Source organism: Deltaproteobacteria bacterium (genome assembly GCA_016219225.1).
Taxonomy (GTDB): domain Bacteria; phylum Desulfobacterota; class RBG-13-43-22; order RBG-13-43-22; family RBG-13-43-22; genus RBG-13-43-22.
In genome coordinates this window covers 12,321-35,735 of sequence record JACRBX010000116.1, presented here as the reverse complement: position 1 = coordinate 35,735, position 23,415 = coordinate 12,321, and the positions used below count along the sequence as shown (strand labels likewise).

At 51.1% G+C, this 23,415-nt stretch carries 18 protein-coding genes; 8 read left to right on the top strand and 10 right to left on the bottom strand.

Annotated elements, in window-relative coordinates:
• The 5 genes from HY879_10545 to HY879_10525 form a co-directional block, all read left to right on the top strand.
• Positions 1–1,249: DUF1329 domain-containing protein (locus tag HY879_10545; GenBank protein MBI5603784.1), on the top strand; the 1,249-nt coding region annotated here is incomplete at its 5' end.
• A gap of 20 nt (positions 1,250–1,269) precedes the next feature.
• A complete protein-coding gene (locus tag HY879_10540) occupies positions 1,270–2,454 on the top strand; it encodes a saccharopine dehydrogenase NADP-binding domain-containing protein (protein ID MBI5603783.1) in 1,185 nt (394 codons plus the stop codon).
• Positions 2,455–2,688: 234 nt separating this feature from the next.
• Positions 2,689–4,560: an aldehyde ferredoxin oxidoreductase family protein gene (locus HY879_10535; GenBank protein MBI5603782.1), complete on the top strand. Its 1,872-nt coding sequence runs from the start codon at positions 2,689–2,691 to the stop codon at positions 4,558–4,560.
• A 165-nt stretch (positions 4,561–4,725) separates the two neighbouring features.
• Positions 4,726–6,423 carry an AMP-binding protein gene (locus HY879_10530; GenBank protein MBI5603781.1) on the top strand — a complete coding sequence of 566 codons (1,698 nt, stop codon included), beginning with the start codon at positions 4,726–4,728 and terminating at the stop codon, positions 6,421–6,423.
• Positions 6,424–6,794: 371 nt separating this feature from the next.
• On the top strand, positions 6,795–7,289 hold the full coding sequence (locus HY879_10525; GenBank protein MBI5603780.1) for a hypothetical protein: 495 nt from the start codon (positions 6,795–6,797) through the stop codon (positions 7,287–7,289).
• Positions 7,290–7,392: 103 nt separating this feature from the next.
• Here HY879_10525 and HY879_10520 read toward each other — a convergent pair whose 3' ends face one another.
• From HY879_10520 to HY879_10505, 4 genes are all read right to left on the bottom strand, one after another.
• On the bottom strand, positions 7,393–9,066 hold the full coding sequence (locus tag HY879_10520; protein MBI5603779.1) for an AMP-binding protein: 1,674 nt from the start codon (positions 9,064–9,066) through the stop codon (positions 7,393–7,395).
• A 234-nt stretch (positions 9,067–9,300) separates the two neighbouring features.
• Positions 9,301–11,580, bottom strand: coding sequence for a molybdopterin-dependent oxidoreductase (locus HY879_10515; GenBank protein ID MBI5603778.1), 2,280 nt, complete (start codon positions 11,578–11,580; stop codon positions 9,301–9,303).
• A complete protein-coding gene (locus HY879_10510; protein ID MBI5603777.1) occupies positions 11,581–12,060 on the bottom strand; it encodes a (2Fe-2S)-binding protein in 480 nt (159 codons plus the stop codon).
• A 149-nt stretch (positions 12,061–12,209) separates the two neighbouring features.
• Positions 12,210–13,193 (bottom strand): FAD binding domain-containing protein, encoded by a 984-nt coding sequence (locus HY879_10505; protein MBI5603776.1) that lies wholly within the window; start codon positions 13,191–13,193, stop codon positions 12,210–12,212.
• Between the two features lie 45 nt (positions 13,194–13,238).
• Here HY879_10505 and HY879_10500 point away from each other — a divergent pair, with 45 nt between their 5' ends.
• Positions 13,239–13,418, top strand: coding sequence for a hypothetical protein (locus HY879_10500; protein ID MBI5603775.1), 180 nt, complete (start codon positions 13,239–13,241; stop codon positions 13,416–13,418).
• Positions 13,419–13,568: 150 nt separating this feature from the next.
• On the opposite strand, the gene HY879_10495 is transcribed toward HY879_10500, so the two are convergent.
• The 3 genes from HY879_10495 to HY879_10485 all read right to left on the bottom strand — a co-directional run bounded on the left by HY879_10495 (position 13,569) and on the right by HY879_10485 (position 16,360).
• Positions 13,569–14,168, bottom strand: coding sequence for a TetR/AcrR family transcriptional regulator (locus HY879_10495; GenBank protein MBI5603774.1), 600 nt, complete (start codon positions 14,166–14,168; stop codon positions 13,569–13,571).
• A gap of 296 nt (positions 14,169–14,464) precedes the next feature.
• The gene (locus tag HY879_10490) at positions 14,465–15,283 is read right to left on the bottom strand and encodes an undecaprenyl-diphosphate phosphatase (GenBank protein MBI5603773.1); all 819 of its coding nucleotides are present in this window, start codon (positions 15,281–15,283) and stop codon (positions 14,465–14,467) included.
• 81 nt (positions 15,284–15,364) lie between these two features.
• Positions 15,365–16,360 (bottom strand): GDP-mannose 4,6-dehydratase, encoded by a 996-nt coding sequence (locus tag HY879_10485; protein ID MBI5603772.1) that lies wholly within the window; start codon positions 16,358–16,360, stop codon positions 15,365–15,367.
• A 124-nt stretch (positions 16,361–16,484) separates the two neighbouring features.
• On the opposite strand from HY879_10485, the gene HY879_10480 reads away from it, so the two are divergent.
• The gene (locus tag HY879_10480; GenBank protein ID MBI5603771.1) at positions 16,485–16,781 is read left to right on the top strand and encodes a hypothetical protein; all 297 of its coding nucleotides are present in this window, start codon (positions 16,485–16,487) and stop codon (positions 16,779–16,781) included.
• Here HY879_10480 and HY879_10475 read toward each other — a convergent pair.
• Entirely contained in the window at positions 16,770–18,560 is a 1,791-nt protein-coding gene (locus HY879_10475; protein MBI5603770.1) for a response regulator, read from the bottom strand. The two genes, HY879_10480 and HY879_10475, sit on opposite strands and share 12 nt — an antisense overlap.
• 231 nt (positions 18,561–18,791) lie before the next feature.
• On the opposite strand from HY879_10475, the gene HY879_10470 reads away from it, so the two are divergent.
• Positions 18,792–19,241 (top strand): response regulator, encoded by a 450-nt coding sequence (locus HY879_10470; GenBank protein ID MBI5603769.1) that lies wholly within the window; start codon positions 18,792–18,794, stop codon positions 19,239–19,241.
• A gap of 203 nt (positions 19,242–19,444) precedes the next feature.
• Here the strand turns inward: HY879_10470 and HY879_10465 are convergent, their stop codons facing one another.
• On the bottom strand, positions 19,445–21,739 hold the full coding sequence (locus HY879_10465) for a serine protein kinase PrkA (protein ID MBI5603768.1): 2,295 nt from the start codon (positions 21,737–21,739) through the stop codon (positions 19,445–19,447).
• A 13-nt stretch (positions 21,740–21,752) separates the two neighbouring features.
• Positions 21,753–23,411: a SpoVR family protein gene (locus tag HY879_10460; GenBank protein MBI5603767.1), complete on the bottom strand. Its 1,659-nt coding sequence runs from the start codon at positions 23,409–23,411 to the stop codon at positions 21,753–21,755.
• Positions 23,412–23,415: the final 4 nt, after the last annotated feature.

The window sequence follows — 23,415 nt, the reverse complement described above, 5'->3', positions numbered from 1 at the left end:
GGCCTACAAAAAAGTAACCTACGACGTGGAGACCATGAAAAAGGTCTGGGCTGAGACCATCGGATTCAAGGCCCCGAATGTGGTCGGTAAAGTGTATCCGGAGATCAAACCGGGCAAATACACCTACAAGGACAAAACCAAATTCCCCTTTGACAAAATGATGTGGAAGCTGATGTATGACCGGTTTAACCCCACACCGGCCTCGGGTAAACGGCATGCCTGTAATTTTACCGAGATCGAAATTGTCCCCACCAGACAATATTACCACTCCCTGCCGGTGGCCGAGGCGACTAAAAAATATATGGGGACCGTCAGGGAAGACAAAAACGGATACATAATTAATGAGTCTTATGTAGCCGGATTCCCCTTTCCCAGGCCTTCCGGAGCGCACCAGGCCCAGCAGATCATTTACAACTGGGACAAGAGTTATAACCTGGACGGCGAATTTTATTGGGAACACGTCTTCGGATATACCGGTGATCTGCGCAATGATTACGAAGGCATGGCCACGGCCTATACCATGAGGGCGCAAGGCCGGATCAAATGGGCACCTCTGGGTTGGCTGGATTCCCGGGCCAGGGAACAGGGCGAGACAAGGGCTTCCCAATATATGAGCCAGGCCCCGCGGGACCTGTTCGGGAACATTATCAGTATGACCTCTTACATCGATCCCACCAAGGACGACCTCTTTCTCATGTATATCAACAGCATCAGGCGCATTCGGAAACTGACCGCTTCCGACACCCAGGACCCGGCCGTGGGCCAGGATATCATTTATGAAGACTGGCAAGGATTTAACCAGAAGCTGAGTCCGAAACGGTACCCCTACAAATACGAGTTGATCGGAGAAGGGGAATTTCTGGTCCCCATCACCACCGATGGAGCGCCTTATATGAGTTCCAAAGAAGGGTTTATTTTGAAAAACCTCCAGTTTGAGCGCCGGCCCTGCTGGGTCGTCCAGTTGACCCAATTGGATAAAAATTACGTTTACGGCAAGCGTATCTTTTATGTCGATAAGGAAATCCTCTATCCCCATCATATCGAGAGCTACGATCAAAAGGGACGTTTATATCGGACCTATGATGCCGTCTGGGGTTTTATCCCCGAGATGGGCACCTACAACCAGTTTCACACCCTGGCCCTCGACCATATCGATACCCACAGCACCGCCTACCATTCCTATTCCTATCCGGCTCTGTGGCTCAACCGTTCCGATGTCAGCATGAGCGGTATGATTAAAAATAAATAAAAAAAGCAAAAAGGAGATTAATGATGAAAATTTTAGCGTTGGGTGGGGCCGGTCATATCGGTTCCGGAGGGGTTCGGGAGTTGGTTAAAAAGGCGCCGGATATGGAAGTCATTGTAGCGGATTACCATTTGGATAAGGCCCAGATGCTGGCTGCCGAAGTGGGCGGTAAAACGACGGCCATACAAGTGGATGCTAATGATATGGGCAATATGGTTAAGGCTATGCAACAGGCCGATGTGGTCTTAAACACGGTCGGCCCTTATTATGTCTATGGCGAGAGAATTGTCAAGGCCGCTATCGAAGCCAAAAAGCACCTGGTCGATGTCTGCGATGACGGAGATGCCACTGAAAAAATCCTGGCCCTGGACGGAGAAGCCCGAAAGGCCGGGATCTGTGTGATTGTCGGTTTAGGGGCTACGCCCGGCATAACGAATCTAATGGCCCGGTCAGGGGCCGATAAGCTTGATCGGGTAGATGCTATCGATACGGCCTGGGCCTGGACGGCCATCGACCCGAAGATGACCGGTAGCGGCATCGTCGAACACTATTTCCACGCCATTGACGGGGACATTATTACCTACCGTGACGGCCAATGGGTCCCGATTCCAGCCATGTCCGTTACAAAAGCCTTCAATTTCATCGATCCTATCGGCACTTTTGAAGTCAGCCAGGTAGGGCATCCGGAACCGATAACCCTTCCGCGTTATATCAAAGGGGTCAGGGATGTGACCAACTATGGCGGCATCTGGCCCACTAAATTTTCCGAAATGGCCAAGGTCTTCAAAGAGATCGGCCTTTCCAAAACAACCGAAATCGATGTGCGCGGGAGAAGCATTCCCGCCCGGGCCGTTGGAACGGATATCATTTTAGGCCTGCCCATGCTTTCGGAAGATTTTGTCCAGTCTTTAATAGATACCGTGGTGACTGAATACGGTGAGTTCGGTATCGAAGGGGTTGTTTTGCGGGTCGATGTGCATGGAGAAAAAAACGGGAGTCCGGTCCATTTTTCTTATAATTGCGGCTCTAATGCCGATCTGCTCACATCCCTTCCATCGGTCCTCGGGGCCCTGATGCTGGCCCGCGGCGAAATCAAGACATCCGGGGTCTTTGCACCGGAAGGTGTCATTGACCCCAAGGTGTTTTTCAGGGAACTCATAAAAGATATCCCTGTTCGGGAGATCATTGACGCACCGATAGGGGTTTAGGACGAAAATACCGTTCGTCGTTCAGCGTTCGGCGAAAACAATTTTCGTATCAGTTTAGCTTTTTGAAAAAACGTCAATAACCTCTCCGTCATTCCGGTGAAAACCGGAATCCAGGTTATTTTCGTCTCAGCATAACACCTGGATTCCGGTTTTCACCGGAATGACGGAGGGGAAAGACAAGATTCGTGACGTTTCAAAGGGCCATGAACTTTTAATACGGGAAGGGGGATCATCATGCCTTTTGCCTATATGGGAAAACTTTTAAGGGTCAATTTGACTACCGGGAAAGTCTCCGAAGAAAAAGTCCGGGCCGACTGGACGGAAAAATATGTTGGCGGTCCGGGATTAGCCACCAGGTACCTTTATCAGGAAGTGCCCAAAGGGGCCGATCCTTTAGGTCCGGAAAACCTGCTTATTTTCATGACCGGACCGCTGACCGGTACGGCGGCAGCCAGTGCCGGAAGGTATTCGGTGGTGGCCAAATCGCCCTTGACCGGGATCTGGGGACACGGCAACAGCGGGGGCAACTTCGGACCGGCCTTAAAACGTAGCGGTTATGACGGGATCCTGTTTGAAGGAATAGCCCCCAACCCGGTTTATCTGAAGATCATAGACGGAAAAGCAGAGTTGTTGGATGCCCGGCCTCTGTGGGGCAAATCGGTCTCGGAAACGGAGTCGGCCCTGAAGGGATCCCTTGGAAAGCACATGCACATCGCCTGCATCGGTCCGGCAGGAGAGAATCTGGTCCGTTATGCCTCGATCATGAATAACAGCCACCGGTCGGTCGGAAGAAGCGGTCTGGGTGCGGTAATGGGCGCCAAAAAATTGAAAGCCTTGGTCTGTTCCGGCAAGGCGGCGATCCATCTGGCGGAAAAGGAACGCTTCAATTCCATTGCCCGTAGACAGATCACTCTTTTGAATGAATCCATGCTGAAGGTCGGTTTTGAGACCTTCGGCACCAATATGGTTTCCGACATGGTCAATGCCCGAGGCGGTTACCCTACCTTGAACTGGCAGAAAGGGGTTTTTGACCGGATAGAAGAAGTCAATGGTCAAGCCCTGACCGACAAGGTTCTGGTCAAGGAAGTGCGGTGTTTTGCCTGTCCCATCGCCTGTGGCCGGGGCACGCAAATCAAGGAAGGGCCCTGGAAAGGACACCAGGGAGAAGGGCCCGAATACGAGACGACCAATATGTTCGGGGCCGCCTGCGGCGTATCGGACCTGAATGCCATCACCATGGCCAATTATCTCTGTAATGATTACGGGCTCGATACCATCAGTACCGGCTCAACCATTGCCTTCAGCATGGAATGCTTTCAAAAAGGCCTTCTTACCGATGAACAAACCGGGGGGATGGAGATTGAATTCGGAAATCCCGGACTGGTGGTCGACCTGATCGGAAAAATTGCCCGTAGAGAAGGCATCGGGAATCTCCTGGCCGAAGGAACAAAGGTCCTGTCCGGGATAATCGGGCAGGGTTCGGAGCGCTTTGCCATGCAGGTTAAGGGGCTTGAGTTGCCGGCTTATGACCCTCGGGCCGCCAAAATTACCGGCCTGGGATATGTTACGGCCAATCGAGGCGGGGACCATATCACCGCCTTTGTCCAGGGGCCGACCTTTATCGATGCACCCTTCCTTATTGTGGATGACAGCCGCATTGAGGACCCGTTTCTGGCCAATCCGGAAGAAGTTAGGGTGGTAGTCGACCTGGAAAACGCCCTGACCATGTTTGATTGCATGGGGGCCTGCAAATTCATGGGAATACTCCTTTTGGCCGAAGATTTTGTGGAACTGATCAACGCCGCCACCGGATGGAATTACACTGTAACCGATTTCAGGAGGTGCGGGGAACGGAATTTCAATCTTATGCGGCTTTTCTGCGTCCGGGAAGGGATTACCAGGGAATCCGATACGCTTCCGAAACGGTTGATGGAAGAGCCCCTACCCGATGGCCCGGCCGCAGGGGAGGTGATCAGCCAAGAGACGCTGGAGAGGTTGAAAGACGCCTATTACGCGTTACGGGGATGGGATGGAACCACCGGTATCCCTACTCCTGAGAAGATGCAGGAACTGGGCCTGGATGGTCTTATAAAGGATGTCTGGTAAACAGAGCAGCGATCAGCGATCAGGGGTCAGTATTCAAAAAACCCTCCGGAGAAATGCTTATGCTGGCTGCTGGCTGTTGAAAGCTTTATTTGGTGGGTTCTGTTCGCTCCATTCGGGACCCCCGAAGTTTACGGATTTACACTATTAAGCTTTGGAAAGGAATAAATGGGTTACTTAGAAAAACCCTGGCTGAAAAGTTATCAGCTCGGGCCTTATAAACTGGATAAAAGCCTGCAACCTTATCCCCGGGAACCGGTTTACCGGTTACTGGACAGGGCGGCCGAAAAATGGCCCAAGCAAACGGCCATCCTTTTTTTAGAAAGAACCCTGACCTATAGAGACCTGAAAATCATTACCGACAGGCTGGCCCGGGCCTTGAGAGAATCAGGTCTGGAAAAAGGGGACCGGGTCTGCCTTTTTCTCCCCAATTGTCCTGAAGTCATCATCAGCGACTGGGCGGTCATGAAGGCCGGCGGCGTGGTGGTCCCGACCAGTATCCTCCGGACCGAGGCCGGTTTGATCCATGAAATCCAGGGATCCCGATGCCGGGTGGTGGTCTGTCGGGAAGAACATCTGGACCGTATTTTAAAAATAAAAGGGCAATGTGCTTTTGAACAGATCATTGTCACCTCCACGGAAGGATTTGATGTTAAGGGGGTATCCGCTCCTCTTCGCTCCGGAGTCCATGAATTCAGGCGATTGATCGATAAAGGTGAAGGGAAACCGCCTTCGATAGATATTGATCCGACGGAGGATTTGTGTGAGTTGGCCTTTACCGGCGGGGCCACCGGAACTCCCAAGGGGGTCATGGTTACGCATTATAACCGCTTAAGCTGCATCCTGCAGGGTTTTCCCTGGATGCTTAAGCCCATGCTCCGGGCAGTAGCCGGCAAGTCATCGATCCTGGTCCCCATACCCCTTTTTCATGCCTATGGACATTATATTTATCAATCCGCCGCTGCTCTTGGTTTGCGTGTGATTTTGTTGCCGGACCCCAGGGATACGGGACTGATCGTTCGAACTATTAAACAGTACCGCCCTCTAATGATTGCCACCGTTCCGACCCAGCTCATGCGGATGGTGCAAACCGATATCGGCAAACTGAACGCCATCCCCATATCCGGATCTGCGCCTCTTCCCAAAGAAGTGGCCGACCTCATTAAAAAGAAGATGGGGACCCCCGTATCAGAGGGCTATGGACTCACGGAAACCTCTCCCTTGACCCATTTTAATATTTCCGCCTTTTCAAAAATTACCGGCTTCCTGGCCAAAGAAAAAAATGGCCTGGGCATCCCCTCACCGGATACGGAATGCAGGCTTATCGATCCGGCTACGGGGGTTGAAGTCCCCTTTGGCGAACCCGGGGAAGTGGTTGTCCGGGGGCCGCAGATCATGAAAGGCTACTTCCCCGAACCGGGATCAGGGCTTACCCCCGACGGCTGGCTCCATACCGGAGATATGGCCTTCATGGATGAAGACGGTTATTTCCACCTGACCGACCGGATCAAAGACATGGTCAACATTTCAGGTCTGAAGGTTTATACCACCTCTGTAGATGAGGTGCTGTTCAGCCATCCCGGCGTGGGAATGGCTGCCGCCTTTGGGGTGCCTGATCCTCTGATACCGGGAAGTGAACGGGTCATGGCGGTCATACAATTAAAAGAGGCCTATAAGGGGAAGGTCTCTTCGGAAGCGATTCAAAAATTTTGTCGCCTCCATCTTCCGCCCTATGCAGTGCCCAAATTTATCGAATTCAGAGACGGGCTGCCCTTGACCGTTACTGAAAAAGTATATAAAAAAGCCTTACGGGATGAAATCATTACCCGGATGAAGGCCGAGGAAGAACTAACCAAACCTATTTGAAATTCTGTAACACTTAAGTTGTTTAAAAAAGAGTTTTTCTTCACCGCAAAGGCGCGAAGAACGCAGAGAGAATCATCTTTGTTCAATCCCATGAGAGGCGGGATTGAACAAAACAACTCTGGACTCCGTCCCGGAGGGGCCTACACCCCGGAGGGTTGCGAAAGCTTTTTCCTTTCTGTCCTCTCAACAGAAAGGAAAATTTATTCCCTCTTTGCGCCCTTTGCGGCTCTGCGGTGAAAATTGTTTTTTAAAAATCTAAACTGATACGAAATTTTGGAATCCAGAAGCCAGGAGCCAGAATTGTTCAAGGATCGCATCGGTATAAATTCTCAAAGGTATCTTTTAAGAATCTAAAAAAAGGGGGGCAGAATATGTCTAAAGTGCGTTACCTGACACCGGAGTGGTTGGAAGCATCGGAAAAGGCCTTTAATTCCGATCCGAATTTTCAAGAATCGCTTAAGACCTTTACCAATAAGTTGTGTTACCGGGTGGAAGCGGATCCGGATTGGGGGCTGGAACGGGATATCCTCTTCGGGTCCTTTTTTGAATCTGGCCGGTTAACCAAACTGGCTTTTTTTACCAAAGCGGCGGCCCTTCAAGATTCCGATTTTATCCTTTCGGCTCCCCCGCAGGAGTGGAAAAAGATTCTCCGGAAACAAAACAAATTCGTAACCGATTTCATGTTGGGAAAGATAAAACTGGAGCATGGCAGTAAATCCAAAATATTAAATGTGGCGCCCCATGCCGATAAAATTGTCAAAGCCATAACACAGGTGGAAATGCAGTTCCCGGATGAGATGACTGCCGAGGAACTTGCCGAGTACAGAGGGTATGTGGAAAGATTCAGGGACGTTTTAGGCGTTTAAGGAGTTCAATCCTTCCGTACGACTAAATCTAACCAATAGAAAAACTGTTTTCACGCCAAGGCGCAAAGAACGCAAAGGGAAAAGCTTTCGCTACCTTCGAGGGCTACCCGTTCCCGAGAGGGGCTTCCCCTTCGATTTTTTTCCGGATTGCTTCCCGGAGCCGTTTCTTGTCGGTTTTCCCTACCGGGGTCAGTGGGATCTCCGATACGATTTCCACCCGCTCGGGCAGATAGAGCACGGAGGTGCTTTGGGCTTTCAGGTAGGTGATGATGCCTTCGAAGGTAACGACCTGGCCCGGTTTGGGTTTAATGAAGGCGCAGACCCGCTCACCGAGGACCTGGTCCGGCATCCCGACCGCGGCCACCTGGTCCACCCCGGGATGCCCCCCGATCAACTCCTCCACCTCCTTGGCGCTGATGTTTTCACCGCCGCGAATGATGATATCTTTTTTCCGGCCGGTGATAAGCAACCGTCCCTCCGGGTCGAAGGTGGCGAGGTCTCCGGTCCGATAAAAACCGTCGGCAGTAAAGACCTCTTTGTTTTCGGCTTCCGACTTATAATAGCCCCTGAAGATACAAGGCCCCTGGACCACCAGTTCGCCTTCCCGGCCCGGGGGCAGGGGTTGCCCGGCAAAATCGATAACCTTGAATTCGTCGTAAGGGCAGATGGGCTGTCCAACGGAATGGAGCACGATCTCCGGGGGGTCTTCGAATCTGGTCTGGGAGCAGGGTCCCTCGGAGCTGCCGTAGACATTATAAAACTTACAGCCCAGGCGATCATAGACTTTTTTTATCAAATCGGCCGGCACATAGGAACCGGCTCCGGCAATAACCTTCAGGGAAGAAAGATCGTACTGTTTCAGGTCCGGGACCTTCAAAACCCGATGGAGTTGAGCCACAACCAGGATTGTAGTAGTTACCTGTTCCCGTTCGATGGCCTCCAGGATGGCCCGGGGCTCGGTGGAATCAATGAGGACTACCTTGCCCCCGGTAAAAAAAGTGGGGTTCAGCGAAACCTCGATAGCCATGTTATGGGTCAAGGGGGTGGCGATCAGGGTGATATCCTGTGGGCATCGCTGCCAGGCCTTGGCCCGATATTCGATATTACAATAAAAATCATTATGGGTCCTCGGTACCAGCTTGGGGAGATCGGTAGTCCCTCCGGTGGGCATCAAGTGGCAGATCTCATTAGGGTCGGGGGCCCAGGCCGGAAGATCGGTTGCCGGAAGGCGGCCCAAATCCACTTTCTTTAGCAGTTCATTAAAAGAGAGGGTCCCCGAAAGTATGGGTTGCTGGTCCGGATTGGCCAACAGGATATGTTTTAAAAAACCCGGTCTGGCTTGAAAGGCCTCGATGAGGGGGCGGTAATCGATTTTTTCAAATCGAAGAGGGGCCATCCAGATCTTCGCCTCGGTGATGCCCCGGAAATGGTCCATTTCCCGGAGGGAAAAACGGGGAATGCAAAAGACGGGGATGGCGCCGATTTTAAGCAGTCCGTAATAGGCATAGACAAATTCCACCCAATTGGGCATCTGCAACAGAACCCGGTCCTGTTGCCGGACCCCCAATTCAAGAAAGACGACGGCGGCCCGGTCCGTCCCCTCCCGAAGCTGTCGGTAGGTTAATCTCGTGTCTCCCGCCACCAGGGCTTCTTTTTGCGGGTACAGGTCGCAGGTCCGGTCCAGCATTTGACCCAGAGGAATTCCCGACCACCAGCGCCGGGTTGTGTACCGTTCTATCAATTCCTGAGGAAAAGGATTCGTCCCTTCAAGCGCCATCGTTCTTCCTCCCGTTGGTGGTTATTTATTAAGCCTTCATGCCCAGGGCGGCACCACGAGCATGAAAATACGAATATCGAATATCGAATGTCGAAGTAAGGTCGGTTTTGAACCCGGAACCCGTAACCCGCAACGTTATTTTCGTGTTAAACCCTCATGCTCGCGCGGGCGCCACGAAGAATGAAAATGGTTTACTCCGAACTCCGAACTCTAAACTCCGAACTCTATTTCCTATTATTTCCCCCGCCGTAAGGCCTCCAGGATTTTTTCCGGCGTTACCGGCAGTTCCATGAAATCGACCCCGATGGCATCATAAATGGCGTTGACGATGGCCGGGGCCGGGGACAACTGGGTCCCTTCACCGGCCTCCTTGGCCCCGAAAGGCCCGATCGGGTCATCGGTTTCCACCTCGATGGCCCCTATCTCGGGCATTTCCATAAAGGTGGGGAAGCCGTAATCCAGAAACGAAGGATTCATGACCTGTCCCTTTTCCACGATGATGTTTTCATAGAGGGCCTGTCCCATGCCGCCGACCACAGAACCTTCTAATTGCCCCTCCACCAGCATAGGGTTGATGGCCCGGCCGCAGTCGTGGGCCGTGACCATCTTCAGGAGCTTTATTTTTCCGGTTTCCAGATCCACCTCCACTTCGGCGGCCTGGGTCATGAAAGAATAGTTGGGGGAGAAGTTCCCGTCTTCCTTGAACAGGGTGGTCGGTTCGGTGGCCGGGGGAAACCAGTCGGAGCGGCCCACTATCGGCATGGGCAAGTCGGCATACTGGTACCCCTTGATGGCATCCTTCAAGGCCATCCCGCGATCCGCTGATCCCTTGACAAAGATCATTCGGTTACTGGCCGTCAGGTCCTCCGGAACGGCCCCCAGCTTTTCTGCTACGAAGCGGAAGAGCTTACCCCGCACCTCTTCGGCCGCCAGACGGGCGGCATTCCCGGCCCGCACCGTGACCCCGCTGCCGAAGGTGCCGGGGTCCAGGGGGGTGACTCCGGTATCGGCCGCGGTGATCCGGATATCCTCCATCGGGACCCCGAGGACCTCAGCCACGATCTGGGAGATGACCGTTTCCGCACCCTGGCCGATGTCCGCGGCCCCGGAAAGGACATTGACGGCCCCATCCTGGCCCATCTGGACCACGGAACCGGAGCTGATATGGCTCATGTTGCTGACCCCGCTGGGAAAAGAGGCGCCGGCCAGGCCGACCCCCCTCCCCTTGGGGAGTTTCCCCCGTTTTTCTTTCCAGCCGATGGCCTCGGCCGCCAGCTTCAGGGAATCGTAAAAGCCGCAGGAGTTGATAATGAATTTGGCCGGGTGCGGTTCACCGGCATGAATGCTGTTTTTGAGGCGCAGTTCCACCGGGTCCACCCCGATGCGTGCGGCGATCAGGTCCAACTGACGTTCCACGGCGAAACGGGCCTGGGGAATGCCGTGCCCCCGCATCGCTCCGCCCACCGGTTTGTTGGTGTATACGTGGTGCCCTTCATAAATCAGGTTGGGGACCCGGTAAGGGATCATCAGAAAGTAACAGGAGAGGGCCATCATGGTCGGGGCGGTGCTGTTGAAGGCCCCGCCGTCGGCATGGGCCAGAAACTGCTGGGCCAGGATAGTCCCATCCTTTTTTACGCCGGTCTTGACCGTAATATACATGGGGTGCCGCTGCCGGGTGGAGATAAAGACCTCCTCCCGGTCGTAGACGAATTTGACGGGTTTTTCGGTCTGGCGGGCGAACCAGGCGGCGCAGAAGTCCTTGGCGAACATATCGATCTTCTGGCCGAAACCGCCTCCCACCTTGGGCTTGATCACCCGGACCTTGGATTCGGGAATCATGAGGGTCGCCGACAGGTTCCGGCGCAGGAAAAAGGGGATTTGGGTGGAGGAATGGACCGTAAGCTCCCCTTTTAACGGATCGTATTGAGCCACGGCGGCGTGCGGTTCCAGGGGGGCATGGTTGACCGCCTGGGAATAAAAGCGGTCTTCAAAAACGAAGTCGCTTTCCTGAAAGGCCTTTTCCACATTCCCGAATTCCTTGTGAATGGAAAAAGAGGTGTTGTGGGGGACCCCGTCGTGGATGAGGGGAGCCCCTTCCTTGATGGCCTCCAACGGATCGAAGACGGCCGGGAGTTCTTCATAATCCACCCGGATCAGGTCCAGAGCTTCTTCCGCGATCTCCGGGTCCACGGCGCAAACGGCCGCTACGTCATCGCCGATATAACGTACTTTTTCCCGGGCCAGGGCATGCTCGTCCCGGGCCTTGGGTACGATGCCGTAGGGACGGTCCGGGATATCCCAGCCGGTCACCACGCCCTTTACTCCGGGGAGTTTCTCGGCCTGGGTGGTGTCGATACGGACTATCCGGGCGTGGGGCAAAGGACTGCGCAATATTTTTCCGTGCAGCATTCCCGGCAGCATAATGTCGTCCGTGAACTGGGCCGTGCCTTTGGCCTTGGCGGCCCCATCGTGCATCGGCAAACGCTGACCGACTACATTGAAGGTTGTTCCCATTTAATCCTCCTTCCCGGCTGGCGTCCGGACGTTCATCACCGCCTCAACGACCTTTTTATATCCGGTGCAGCGGCAGAGATTGCCGGCCATTTTCTTCTTGATGATCTCTTCCGTGGGATCAGGATCTTCCTGCAATATGGCCTGGGCGGTCATAATCATGCCCGGAGTGCAAAAGCCGCATTGCAGGGCTCCCTGATCTACAAAGGCCTTTTGTAAAGGGTGGAGTTCGCCGGTTTCGCTCAATCCTTCGATGGTGGTGACTTTTTTCCCCACCGCATCCAGGGCTAGCATGAGACAGGAAAGGGCGGCCTCCCCGTCGATCAGGACCGTACAGGCCCCGCAGGCCCCCAGGTCGCAGCCCCGCTTGGTACCCATCAGGCCCAGTTTTTCCCGCAAGACCTCCAACAGGGTATTATTCGGGGAAACCAGGGCATCATAACTGTCGCCGTTAATATGGAGTTCGATGGCGGTTTTCATCAGTTTATCTCCTTCTGTTTATTAAGAAAATAACGTTTCAAGATGCAAGATGCAGGTTGCAAGTATGAAGGACTTGTAAAAAATCCATCAAGTATGAAAAATTTCATAATGGCTATGGCCTATAGCCTATAGCCTCTCTTTTTTTTCTATTTTTATGCTTCGTGCCGCCCCCCTGGGGCCTGAGGGCTTAATACGCTTCGAAGCAGGCGGCCCATGAGGTTTCTTTTAAAGGACGGTGCATAAAGGGAATTCTTGACCGGCGCGGCCTCCTTGGAGGCCAGTTGAGCCGCCTCGTCCACGACTTCCGGGGAAAGGTCCAGGCCCTTGAGAAAGGCTTCAACCTTTTGGCCCCTCACCGGGCGACGATCCACGGCCGTAAAGGCCAGACGGTATTCCTTTTTCTCCAGAGACGTTTGAAAGGCCAGACCGACAATCGGAAAATCGATGCTTTCCCGGTTGGCAAATTTCACATAGGTCGAGTAACTGCCTGCCGAAGGAAGTGGGATAATAACCTCCGTTAAGATTTCCCCCCCTTTCAAGGCCAGGGGAGCCAAGCCGTTTCCGGAGAAAAATTCCGTTAATGAAACCTCCCGGGAATCCCTATTCTTCTTTAACAGGACCTTGGCCTCCAGGACCAGCAGGGCCGGGGCCAGATCTCCGCAGTAACTGGAATAGCAGGCCTCCTGTTTCTGCACCACGTGACAGACTTCCCCTCCCACTTTGAGGCAAGGGGGGTTGGTGCTCCGCCACCATTTCGACTGATTAAAAAATTTACAGCGATTTTGCTGGCAAATATTACCGCCAAGGGTTCCCATACTCTGATGATGATAAGACCCCACCGAAGAAGCCGCCTGGGCCAGAACCGGCATTCTTTCCTTGATGAAAGGATCCTGGGAGATCTTTTTAAGGGAGGTCAAGGACCCAATCCGGATGGCTCCTTCATCGGGCCGGATATAATCCAGTCCTTTGATTTTTTTAAGATTTACCAGGGCAGAAGGCCTTTCAATCCGATGCTTCATGTTGACCAACAGATCGGTCCCCCCGGCCAGTATCTTGACCGTTGCTTCCCCCATGAGGAGAGTGGAAGCCTCCTCAATACTCTTTGGCTCTAAATAAGTAAACTTCGGTAGTCTCACTTTACCCTCCTGTTCGGGACGAAAATAAAGTTACAAGATGCAAGTATGAAAAACGGGATCAGGGGACGGGGGTCAGAGGTCAGGGCTGGGTTAAAGAAGAGAGTTGCAAGAGGCAAGTTCCAAATTGCAAGTGAAAAAAACCTTAAACCCTGTGCCTTCCTATTGCCCATAGCCCCCAGAAAAATTTTTATGCCCTGCGGCGCCCCCTGGGGCATAAGGGCTTAATACGAAAAAAAGATCCCTGAATTTCGAATTATAAAGTTTTTCCCTTTCCTTCGACATTCAGTATTCGATATTCGATATTCGATATTCGGTTTTTTTGCCTTGTGGTGTCTCGTCCCTAACAGGTATGGGGGTTTAGTGACTGATCCGCTGCTACACCTGTTCCTGAGGTCGAAAAGCCTCTTTTAAAAGGCTGAAGGAATGATCCAGATTTTGATTCAATGGATAATTCCTCCCTTTTAGAAGCCACCGGGTTACTTTATTATTAATAGTGCCCCAAAAGATGGCCCTGGCTTCATAGGGATCCAAATCCTTTCTCATTTCACCGGAGTCTCGTCCCTCTTCAAAAATTTTTATTAACGTGGAAAATAGGGATTTAATCTGAGAGTATACCTCGGTCTGCAAATAATCCCGATTGGTTTGCAAAATTAAAAAGATGACTATTGCGGTTTGCGGACTTTTCTCCACATTCCGCAAATACCACCAATAAAATTTTCTGAGTTTATTAAAAGAACCTTCGATCCCGTAAAGCTGTTCCTCCAATTCTTCAATCTTTTCAGTGGCCCAATCATAGGGGATACTGAAAAGCAGGTCTTCCTTTCCTTGAAAATATTCATAAATGGCCGATTCGACCAACCCTACTTCCCTGGATATATCCGTAATGGTGGTTTTTTGATAGCCCTGCTCCGCAAACAGCCTGGTTGCTGCCGTAATGATGCTTTTTCTTATATCTTCCCGATCCTTTTTTTTCATGGAAAAAGAATAATATTATTTATTTATCTTAACGTTTTATAAACAAAATTAAAAAATTTATATTTCTAATTATAAAAATACAGAACGATATTTTAATTGTCAAGAAATTATTCATTATTACCCCGATAATTTTGTTTTGTTTTCAACAAAAAGAATATTATTCATTTATAATATCAATATATTAAATAATAAAAAAATAGTTTTTTAGAACGGTATGAACGTCTGAACTAAGGGGGGCCGTTCCCCGGCGGCGGACCGGGCGTGGATAAGGAAGACTTTTCCCGGAGGTTATAGGCTTAATCAGGCCAAAAAAGGAGAATGATCGGGGCCAAGGCCAGGCGGTACCAGGCGAAAGGCTTTAAGGTCCAACGGCCCAGGAGTCGAATAAAAGCTGCTACGGTAATATAGGCCACCACAAAAGAGACCCCAAAACCGATCCCTAACAAGACGAGGTCTCCTGCCTGGAAATGAGACCAGGTCTTATAAAGGTCGTAACCCGTAGCGGCGATCATTACCGGAACGGCTGCCAGGAAGGAATATTCGGCTGCTGTTTTGCGATCCAAGCCGGTCAGAAGGCCGCCGACGATGGTCGCCCCGGCCCGCGATATGCCCGGCCACATGGAAAGACACTGAAAGAGACCTATATACAGGGCCTGGGACCATTGAATCCCATCCAGAGAGTCAGCCCTAACTTTGGTCCGTTGGTGTTCGGCGATCAATATGCCGATCCCGCCCACAGCCATGGCTATGGCCACCCAGGTCGGATTAAACAGATACCCCTTGATAACCTTATAGGCGAATTTCCCTATAATGAGGGCCGGAAGGGTAGTCAGCCCCAACAAAAAACAACCCTGTAAGCCGGAAAACCCAACATTTCTTTGGGACCAGTTCAGCCAGGCTTTTTTGGGTAAAAGGCCGATAAATCTTTGGCGGTAGAGGATGACGACCGCCAGGATGGCCCCGAGCTGAATGACAATGTCAAAGGTCTCGGACATCCGGCCCTTAAAGCTCAAAAGGTGTCCCACCAGGATCAGATGCCCTGTGGAGGAGACGGGGATGAACTCCGTTAACCCTTCCACGATGCCCAAAATGATGGCTACCCAATAATCAAACAATGCATTCTCCCAACCCGAAGGAATCAGAAAACAAGAAGGTTAATATATTTTTTCTCTGGGTGGATAGTTACAAAAAACCGATTACAGCCAATAATGGCCCCGATACTGCCGATAAAAGGCCACGGTCTTGTTAAGCCCCTCAGCCAGCAAGGTGCTGGGCTTCCAGCCCGTATGGGCGGTCAGCTTGGAAAAATCGGTGACCACATCGCCCACTTCGATGGTCTTCCGATCTTCCGGCCAGGGGACATGGACATAGCGGCCCGACCCGCAGGCCCGGATGATTTCCTGAACCAGTTGCAAGAAGGTGATGGACTCGGCACTCCCGATACTATAGATTTGGTCGACACAGGAAGGATTTTCCCCCAATAAAAGCAGGCAGGAAATAATGTCATCAATGTAAATCATTTCCCTTTTTTGGATGCCGTCGCCAAAGACTTTGATCTCCTGATCCTCCAGGGCCAATCGGATCAGAAAATTTTGGACGCCGTATTGGGGATGACGCATCTGGTGTCGCGGACCATAGGTATTGCCCAGGCGCAAAGAGGTTGCCCGGAGACCGCAAATTTTTTGATAGAGGAGGTGGTACCATTCTACGACCTGTTTACTGGCGGCATAGATGTCTTTGGGATTGGGCGGGGTATTTTCCGTAATGGGAATGGTCAGGGCCTGACCGTATTGGGCCCGGGTGCCGATATAGATGATCCGGGTTTGAGGATTGTGGGCGCGCAAGGCCTCTAAAAAATGGACCTGGGGGATGACATTGGTCTCCAGGTCAAAGAGGGGATCGGACATGGATCTCAGATGGCAGGAATGCATACCGATATTAAAAATCAGGTCTTTGCCTTTGACCTGATCATCAACCACCGAACGATCCCCGAGGTTGGCCTGGACCACTGCAACCCGGTCTTTTATCGGTTCGATATTAAAGGAATTGGCCCCTAAATCCGGTATCAGGGCATCCAAAAGAGTGACCTCGGCCCCCGATTCAATCAGGCGAATGGCCAAAGTACTTCCGATAAATCCAAGGCCGCCGGTAATCAATATCTTTTTGCCGGTGTAATAATTCATTTCAGACATTTTTGTCTCCTTTTGTTTCCAATTGATTTCACAAACCGGATCGTTCTATAATCCCGGATGGCGTCTTCGCTTCGGAACTTTAGTATCATATCCCGGACTTGAATACAACCGGCGACTTAAAAAAATGGAAAAATACATCTCTCATCAGGCCCGGGAATTGAGCCGGGCTGTCCTGGAGATTGAACAAACCGCCTTTCTGGATGGTCATTATTTCGCCTTCGCCCTTCGTTATTGTAATTGGTGTAAGGTTTGTGCGGTCAGCCAGGGGAAACCCTGTCCCACACCGGAAAAGGTCAGGCCTTGCGATCAAAGCTTCGGCATCGATGTGTATCAGACGGTGCGGAATCTGGGATGGCCCTGTGACGTCTTACAGAATAAAGATGATCGTCAAAACCGTTATGGGTTTGTGCTAATCGATTGATCCCGGCGACAAAAGCAGGAAAATCGTTACACAGACCCCGGATCCCAATTTACCGGAAAGAGTGATCCTGCCCTGGTGCATATTAACAATTTTTTCCGCCAGGGTCAGCCCCAAACCGATCCCATAGGTTTTTGTGGTAAAAAAAGGTTGCCGGGCCTTTTCTAAATGTTCCGGAACCATCCCCACGCCGGTATCGCTTATTTCAACCCGGACTTCTTTCCGGTCCACCCCGGTGCAGACACGCAACCGACCGCCCGAAGGCATGGCGTCGATGGCATTGCGGCAGATATTCAGGACGGCCTCCTTTATCCGGTCTTCATCCAGATCCATTTCAGGCAGATCCGGAGAAAAGTCGGTCGCCAGGGTTATATTGGATTTTTCCATTTGGGAATGGAGGGTCTGAAGACAGGAATGGAGAAGGTGGTTTAAATTTATTTTTTTTAGGGTTATCGACGGACATTGGATAAAGTCAAAAATCTGGAACAGGATCTGCTCCAGCCGCAAGGTTTCCTTGACGATAGTCTCCAAATGATTTTTATATTTCTCTTCCTGGGTGTGTCTTTGGATAAATCGGGCCACCCCGCCGATGGAGGCCAGGGGGTTCTTCATTTCATGGGCGATTTGAGCCGCCATTTCCCCCAGGGCTGACAATCGTTCGACCCGTATCAGCAGGTCCCGGTTTTCTTCCAATTCCTTGTTGACGGCTTCCAGGTTGGACACTTTTTGGGCCAGTTCGGAATAGAGCCGGCTTTTTTCTATGGCCAGGCTGGCCTGATTGGCAAACAGCTCCATAGCCGTAATGTCTTCGGCCGTGATCGGTTGGCGGGTAATATAGTTGTCGGCCACAATTATCCCTTGGACCCGGTCCGGCGAACAAAGGGGAACAACGGCAAAGGACTCGGACCCTAAAAGATGAATGATATCCTTTTTAACAGGCTGCTTATCGATCTGGCCGTCTACGACATTAAAAGATCGTTTTTCTTGAGCGGCCCGGATCAGGATGTTATCATAATCGGTGGAGGGAAGCGAAATCGCCTGGGCGATTTGGTTGACCCGGGTGTTTTCAATCCGGCAAACCCGACCGTATTCGGCGATGGCCTGGGACAGACTGGTTTTGCGCTCTTGTAAAGAGGCCCAGATCCGCCCCGCTTCTTCGGGACTGCCCGGGCCTATGGCAATCTTGCCTTCCAACCTGGTTTGGGTATCATTGAATAAGGCCAAAAAGGCTCGATTTAACCCCAGTCCTTCGCCGGCTGTGATTCCGACCAATATAGTCCTGAGGATTTCTTCAAGTTCTACGGTCTCTAACAGGGAAAAGGCTATCTTGACAGAGAGACCGTGTAAAATCTCCAGGCGGAGATTTTTTCTCTCGATGGCCTGATGATAGAGTTTGTTTTCAATTTCCAAACGCCTTTTCTCCAGAGCCCGGCGGACCACCAATTGCAGTTCCTCCAACGGGAAAGGCTTGGGAATATAATCAAAGGCCCCTTTCCGGATAGCCAATATGGCGGTTTTCACATCGACTACACCCGTCAGCATAACCACGCAGACTTCCTGGTCCTGCTCCAGGATCTTGGGCAAAAGAGTCAACCCATCCTGATAGGGAAGTTTGATGTCCAAAAGGATTAGGGCCAGGCGATGGTCGGCCATCAGATGAAAAAGCCCACGACCGTCTTCGGCCTCCAGACAGGTATATCCGGCCTTACTCAGGGCTTTCTGGATGAGCCGCCGGATATCAGGGTCGTCATCTACGATGAGTATCTTTTCGTCAGGGGACATGGCAGGTTCTCATTTCTTTATTGACAGGATAGAAGACCTTCATTAGAATTTTATATCAGGATGCAGATTTTCGCTGATACACGCAGCTCATTATTCTATTAGCTCTTTATATTTAAAATCTTGACGATCTGCACGATCGGCATCCTGCCGATCCGAGTTCATCGGCGTCTAAATGCTAATTCTTATACTTTATAGTCAGGAAACTACCATTTCTAATCCGAGGGAGGAATTATGTCTGACAGCCTGGATGTAATTATCGTCGATGACGATCCGGCCGTTTGCGAGGTCGTGGCCAAGATCATCACCAGATTTTATACCTGGGGACAGGTGCTCACCTTTACCCAGTCCGGAGAAGCCGTCGCCTTTTGCCGAAGCCAGAAAAATTCCGTAGCCATCTTCGTTTTAGACGTCTTCATGGGTGAGGAAACCGGATTCGGTTTTCTGGAGGCCGTCATCGACAAGTTCCCCCTGGCCTACCAGGATACGATCATTGTCACCGGAAATGCCAGTGATGACGTGGTCAATATGTGCATCGCCTCGGACATTACTTATCTCATTGAAAAACCCATTCGCCCCTATGCCCTGCAATTAGCCGTCCGAGCCATTGTAGCCAAATACATAAAATTCGCCAAGAAGATTTTGCGCGATCCGGCCCTGGCCGAAAGTATCGCCGCCTTTTAGGGATCAGGGATCAGGGATCGGGGGTCGGGGGGCAGTCGAAGAGAAAGTTGCAAGTTACAGGTGTAAAAACCTTCAACCCTGTACCTTGCCCATAGCCCATAGCCCATCACCCATCACCTGAAAAAATTTTCATGTTTCGTGACGCCCTCCAGGACAAAGGTTTAACTTTTCCCCGATCCCTGACCCCCGAACCCCGATCCCTTTCATGATGAGGCAAAAGTGGTGGTCAGGTCGTTATCGATCACATAGATACAGGCCTCCTTGGCCCCCTGGGAGGAGTAGCCGAATTTTCCCATGAGGTTCTGCATGAGGAAGTTGATCTCCTCCCGGATCCTTTTATCGTAGGTTCTGAAACTATCTGTGGCAAAATCCTTGATGGCCCTCCTGAAATTTTCATTTTTCAGAAAAGGGTCCATCACCTTTTCCTTCAGGTTGTGGACATACCGTTCACGCAGGGAGTGATACACCGAAGTCTCGGTAATTTGCTTTCCCTCCAGGAGCATTTCCTGGGTCAGGGTCTTGGAGGCATATTGATTCTGGACCTCTTTTCGGAAGGCCTGCCTTTGGGAATCTTTAAGCCCCGCACCGAGGATGCGGCGTTCAAGGCCTTCAAAAAACTCCTCTCCGATTTCCAGGGTTTCCCCGGTATAGATACATCTTTCGGCACTGCCGGGTTCAAAATTGGTGGCAAAAAGGTAATTCTGAATATCTCTTGAAATCCGTTCTTCATTATAGTAATAAAGCGATTCCTTGACTTCCTGAAGGACCGCATAGTTATAAGAACTTACCAGGGAATCCAAAAATCCTTCAGGGATCGAAGCCAGCAGGTCCCGGCGATTTTCGCGGAAGAAATGATAAACCATGGCCATGGTGATTAATTTGCCATTCTTGGCGTAGGTGGAATAAAACTCATTTAAAATCATGATGGAGTCTCTTCCTGAAAACCCTTTGGTTCCCTCGGTCTCCGACTCGCCGATGATAGACTGTCTTCGCTTGGCCGTAAATCTTTTCCGGTCCTCCTGAGAAAGCCAGGGGGGGATCAAGCCGGCATAGATATCCATTTTCAACAACTGGAGGTTTCGGTCACAATACAGCCGGTAGCGATCCGGCTCTTTGATCCACTCCTCTAACCCCTCGGATTTTTCCTTCATCCGGGAGGATATAACCACCTTGGAGAAATTTTGGAGCACCCGGGGAAGAAAACGGCTCTCGAGTTGATCACCAAAGACGTTCCTGTGGATCTTGACCTCGGTATTGTAATCGAGGACATAGGGGATCTTGATAAAGGTGATACGGTCGATAAAAGAATGGGTGTCGCCTATATTTTCCAGATCTTCCGGATTCATCAGGGCCAGAAACAGGGAATTGACATTCTCTTCGATCTCTTCCTCCACCTTATGGACCCCTTCACTGATGATGCCGTGAAGATTGGCAAAGCGTTCCTTGTTGTGATCTTTTACATCCATCAGGGCGAAGATGCCATTGTTGGTGATGGCATATCGGGAAAAAAGATATTTAACCCTGTTGCTGTCTTTGACCAGGGCATTCAATTGACTTTGCAGCATCTCATTAGTGATGACAGCGACTTTGGTAATCCGGTCGCCGGGATTAAAGACACTGATCCCCTGGCCCAGACGCCGGTTAAATTCGTAGCGTCGGGCAAAGACCATATCAAAGACCTTGGCCGGAGAATCCAAAAGGTCCAAAAGGGTCTGATACAGGGACAGGCAGATCGTGCAGGGATTATCTCTGAACACCCATTCATACTGCTTTTCGGTAAATAACTTTTGTTTGAACCCTTCATCCTGGATGAGATGGTCAAAGACCTCCCGGCGATACCCTTTAGGGATTAAAAGGATAGGGTTGTCATGACTGGGGCAGGGGACCTCCAGGTATTCCTTGGCAGGCAGGCCCAGAATTTGATCCCGCTGGGCCGGCCGGGGGGTCAGGGAGGCATGCTCAGCCAGGGTCCGTAACTGGCCCAAAAGGACATGGGCCTCATTTTCGAAAAGCACGCCCAGTTCCTTTTTGTCCAGGCGCCAGACGGTTTCGTAGGTGCTTCCGGCGGCGGTTTTGCTGTAGTGCTCAAACTTCATCAGCAGGTTGTTCAGGAAGGTGCTCTTACCGCATCCATGAGGACCTTCAAAAATATAGATCCGGTTTTGCTGCCTTCCATGTTGAAAGGCATTGATATGATTGATAAGCCGATTGGCGAAGAGACGGTCGGCGAAAAAAGGGTGGTCCGCCCCGTCGACAAAAAGGCTGTTGCAGTCATAATAGACATAGTTGATGGATTCCGGATCATCCGGATATTCATTTACGCCTTCGCCTAAATGACTTTTGATCATGTCCTGGAGCCTCTGAAAAATATTGCGAAAGACCAGGGTCGGTTGTTCCCCGGCCAACGTCATGAATTCCTGGTAATTCATGGGAAGGCGGTTTTCCCGTTCCTTGATTTTTTGACAGAGGGTGGATATTACTTGCTCAACGGATTCCATGGGCCGCCTTTCCTCATAGAAGGGACCTGGAGAGTTTTCGATTCTCCATGGTATAAAGGACCCGGCCGAACTGGGCCTTGTCTTGACGCGAAGATTTACCATCGGTCGGGACCGGGTCATACAAATTGTAGCTATAGGCCAAGGGGGGCTCCGGTTTTTCTATCGGTTCGGAGGTTTCGAGCTTCACAGGCCCCCCCCAGAGGTACTCAATCCCTAAAAGAGTGTGGGCGATAAATTCGCGGACCAGGGGTTTGCCTTCAAATTGATGGTCAAGATATAAGGACCGGTCTTGGGATTTCGGCTCACCGATGACTATATGGGGTGGATGGTAAAGGGATTCAAGCAGCATCGCTTTGTAGTCCGAAGCCTTCCGGCTCTGAATATAATACTCCCAAACCTCTTTTTGAGGGTTCAATCTTTTTCCGGCCACAAAAAGTTTGTAAGTGTCCACGAAATCCTGATCCACAAAAGTATTAACGAACATAAAATCGTTGAAGTTTTCCCGAACCTGAGAAACGAAATCCCGCCCTTGTCCGGTTTTTTGGTCAAAGCCACTGCGTCCCCCGATACTTTCGAGCCGTTGGAAGGCATAGGAGATCCGGCCTTGGTCGGCTAAACCTTCCAGATAGGAAAACAGCCTCATGCCCAGGGCATAGGGATTGAGTCCCATGCGCGGAAGGGCCGTTACCTTGGCATTGACCCTGGCGAAGGCCACCTCATTGCCCTTGATCCGGTCGTCGTTGATAAACAACTTTTCATGCCAATAGCTGGCCCAGCCTTCATTGAGGATCTTGGTCCTGATTTGCGGTTGAAAATAGAGAGAGGTCTTTCGGACAATCTCCATGACCGTTTTCATCCAGCGGTTTTCTTCCTTTTGTAAAAACGGCGAGTGGTCCGCAATAAAATCGATCAGGTCCCTGGATTTGGGCTTCTTAGACTTTTGCCGGGTGGTATATAAGGCCTCAAACTCAGGATATTTCTTGGACACCTGGGAAAAAAAAATCGATTCGGCCATGGAACCGAACCGGCCGGTGGTTTCATTATAACGGTCCACTTCCTTGAGATATTCATGGAAAGGAACCCGGACGATGGTCTGCAAGAACAGATCGAAGTAGAAATCCAGCTTGCCGGCGCTCTTGTTCCCTGCCGGTCGGTTAAGGTCTGAGAGTTCATTATAAAAGCCGACCAGATTGTCGATCCCCCGGGTGAACTCGATGACATAGTCCACGAAACGTCCCTTTTCCGAGCGCAGCAAGGCAATGGAGCGTTTATCGGAAAGGGCTTGTCCGGCAAAATCTTCCTGCCAGGTATGTTTAAAAAACAGGTTGTTCTGAAAAAAATCGATATGGGCCAGGACATGATAAAAGATCATCACATTCAACCAGTCCGGGTTGTTGTCATTATAAAACGACATGGCCGGACGGGTATTGATAACGGTTTCATAGGGATTATAAGGATACAGCTCGTACTTCCCTTTTTCTTTGAGCACCTCCACCTCATGGACCCAGTAATCATACAGGGTGGGGATCATGTTTTTAGGCATCAGTTCCAGAAGGTCTTTGTTGGTGACGATATATTCCAGGGTTTCGTCCTGGAACTGAAGCCCGGCCTCTTTGGCCCGGTCTTTACAGCCTTCCATGATGCGCTTGGTATGTTGATTGATGAGTTCCATTTAG